Origin of the sequence: Streptomyces hirsutus (assembly GCF_001418415.1) — a bacterium.
GTDB lineage: Bacteria > Actinomycetota > Actinomycetes > Streptomycetales > Streptomycetaceae > Streptomyces > Streptomyces hirsutus.
Map to the genome: position 1 here is coordinate 1 of NZ_LIQT01000466.1, position 3309 is coordinate 3309.

At 77.0% G+C, this 3309-nt stretch carries 2 protein-coding genes; both read right to left on the reverse strand.

Annotation, left to right across the window (positions count from 1 at the left end; translation table 11 throughout):
* The coding region (locus tag AOK11_RS30925) for a DUF5682 family protein (protein ID WP_240497556.1) at positions 1-2111 on the reverse strand (2111 nt) is incomplete at its 3' end.
* Between the two features lie 3 nt (positions 2112-2114).
* A partial coding sequence (locus tag AOK11_RS30930; protein WP_055597004.1) for an ATP-binding protein occupies positions 2115-3309 on the reverse strand: 1195 nt, incomplete at its 5' end.

Below are 3309 nucleotides of genomic sequence, written 5' to 3' on the forward strand. Positions count from 1 at the left end.
TCGGCGGCCAGCCGGGCGAGGGCGTCGGTGAGCCGGATGCCGCCCACCCGGTCGGCCCGCTGGGCCAGTTCGAGCAGCGCCCGGGCGTCCTCGGGCTCCTCGGAGCCGGTCAGGCCGTCGACCTGGCGGACCGCAGCCGAGGTCAGGAGTTCGGCCGCGCGCGCGGTGCGGGCGGCACGGGCGGAGGCGGTAGCGGTGGTGTCCGGGGCCGAGGGGTCGTCGGGCGCGGCCGGGCCCGGCAGGTGGCCGGCGTCGATGCGATCCAGCAGGTCGAGCCCGGCGAGGAGTTCGGGAAGGGTGCCGCTCGCGGGGAGTACGGCCGCCAGTTCCGTCAGCCGTTCGTCGGCCAGGGCGGGGAGCCCGCACTCGGCGGCCTCCGTGAGGCCGCGGACGACCTGGGCGGCCGTCGGGCCGTCCTCCGCCCGCTCGGCTGCGTGCCGCTGCCGCAGCACGCCCTCGGCCGCCTGGGCCGGGGTGACGCCGCGGGCCCCGGCCGCGGTGAGCATCGCGGCCGTCGCCGGGGTCCACCGCACCTGCCAGCGCGTCGTGAGTCCTTCCGTGCCCGCCGCGCCGGTCACCCCCTGCTCCTGCGCGTAAGGGATGCCGCACACCGTCAGCCTGCGCAGCAGCATTTCGCGGCGCCGGTCCAGGGTGGAGCGCGCCGGGTCGAGCCGGAGGTCGCGCGGTGTCTTCTCGTGCGCGTCCTCCGGGCCGGGGAGGGAGAGCGCAGCGGTCTCGGCCTCGACTGCGGGGCCCAGTCCGCTGCGCGGAGCGGCGGGCGCGGGCCGTCCGGTGCGGGCTCCGACGAGTACGCGTTCGAGGGCCCGGGCGACGGCGCGGCCCGTGCCGTAGGTCTCGCCGCGCCCCAGCACCGTCTGCACGGCTTCCAGGAGTTCACCGCGGCCGGGGGCGGGCAGGTCGCGCAGGCGGGCCAGGTCACCGGCCACCCGGACGACCTCCCGGCCGTCCGCCGGGCCGTAGGGGTGGCCCTGTTCGCGCAGGGCGGCGCAGACGCGGACCGCGGTGCGGATCAGCGCCTCGTGCAGCGCGGCCGGGTCCCCGGCGGCGTCCAGGACGGTGTGCTGCCACTCCGGGTCCCGGATTCCGGCCGGGTAGCCGGACCGTGAGTCGAGCAGCGGGTACGTGTACGGGACCAGGGAGACCGTGCACGCCGCCGTCCCGGCGGCGCCGTTCACGTGGCCGTCCGCGCCCGGCTCGGGCGCGGCGGCGGAGGTGTCCGGCGCGTCCGGTACGGGGCCCCCGGCGGCGGACGGCAGCAGCGCCGGGGTGTGGAACGCTCCCACCACCACGGCGGGCCGCCGCCCGCTCGCCAGGGCCTCGGCGACATGTCCGCGCATGCATGCCTCGCGTACCAGGTCCGTGCCGTGCACCCCGCCCCGCGCCTCGGCCTCGTAGCGCAGCGCCCAGCCGGCGAGCAGGGCGGCACGGCGGAGCGCCTCGGGTGTCGAACCGGGCGCGAGGGCCTCCACCAGCCGGTCCCACAGGTCGTCGCCGTCTCGGCCGGTGAGCCGGGACCGGAGCGCGGCGGACAGCCCGTGCCCCTCCCCAGGCATGGGCGCGGAGTCGGCGCCCGGGACAGGGGCGGGGGTGTCCGGACGGCCCCCCGCCCACGCCCGGTCGGCCAGCGGCAGATCGCAGGCCACAGCCGGGACCCCGTTTCTTGCCGCCCAGCGCAGAGCGACCAGTTCGGGCGAGAAGTCCGCGAACGGGTAGAAGGCCGGCCCCCGTTCGCTTGCCGAGCTGGACCCAGGCCCGTCGGCGGGCACGGCGGCCAGCGCCACCGGGGCCTCGGTCTCCTCGTGGGCGAGCCAGCCCAGCCAGGGCTGGAACTCGGCGGGCAGTTCGACGAGGAGGACGTCGGGGGCCGCCGCGTCCAGCAGTGCCGGGAGGGCGGCCGCCAGCGAGGGCGCATGGTGGCGTACCCCGATCAGGAACGGCAACCCGGGTCCGGTCGCCGCGAGGGCCGCCACCGCGGCTTCCGGGGTGGCGGGCCCGGCCGCCGGGCCCTGCGCCGGGGAAGCAGCCGGCGCACCGGCGGTGGGCGACACCTCGGCGGTGGACCGCGTCTCGGGGGTGGTCGACTCGCTCATCCGTCAGTTCTCCAGCACCGCGCGCAGGTCCCACAGGGCACGCCAGGTGGCCGACCCCTGCTCCGCGCGCCTGCGCACCGGCCCGTCCCAGTACCCCAGCAGCCGTGCCGTGTCGGCGGGGTCGTCCTTTCGGACGACACCGAGCAGATGGCCGGGCAGGAGGGAGAGCACGTCCCGGTCGCCGGGGAAGTAGGCGGCGGCCAGGCCCAGGGAGCCCGCGACGGAGACCGCCTCCGCCGTGCTCATCACTGTGGAGGGGCGCTCGACCTCCCAGCCCTCCACGGAGCGACCCTCGCGCAGGTCCCGGAAGGCGGTGACAAGGGCTTCGAGGACCGCGTCGTCCACCTGGTAGGCGGCGCCCACGCGTTCGACGGCTGCCCGCGACTGGCGCCGGACGAGCGCGGTCTCGGCGTCCACGTCCCCGATGGGGCCCACGGTCTCGAAGTTGAAGCGCCGCTTCAGTGCAGCGGACATCTCCGAGACGCCCTTGTCCCGCAGGTTGGCGGTGGCGATGAGGGTGAACCCGGGGGCCGCGTGCACCTGGGCGCCCTCGCCGCCCGCGAGTTCGGGGACCGCGATCCGCCGCTCGGAGAGCAGTGACACAAGGGCGTCCTGGACCTCCGGCAGGCAGCGGGTGACCTCCTCGACGCGGGCGACGGCCCCCCGGGTCATGGCGGCGAGTACCGGGGAGGGCACCAGGGCCTGCTCGGTGGGGCCCTGGGCGAGCAGCAGCGCGTAGTTCCAGCCGTACTTGAGCTGGTCCTCGGTGGTGCCCGCGGTGCCCTGCACGGTGAGCGCGCTGGTCCCGCAGACGGCCGCCGACAGCAGCTCGGAGAGCATGGACTTGGCGGTGCCGGGTTCGCCCACGAGGAGAAGTCCGCGCTCTCCGGCAAGGGTGACCACGCACCGTTCGACCAGGGCGCGCTCGCCGACGAACTTCTGCTCGATCACCAGGCGGCGCGGCCCCCCGGCTCCGGGCCGGGCACCCTTCGGCAGGCTCAGTGCCTCGCCCGCGCTGCCCATCACGAAGGTGACGACGGCGCGCGGGGTGAGCAACCAGCCGGGTGGGCGGGGCCCGGAGTCGTGGGCGGCGAGGAAGGCCAGCTCGGTGGCGTACCGGTCCTCGGGCGGCGTGACCTGGCGGTGCTCCTGGCCGGACGCCGTCGCCTGGTCCGGGACGCCGCCCGTGGTGGTGCTG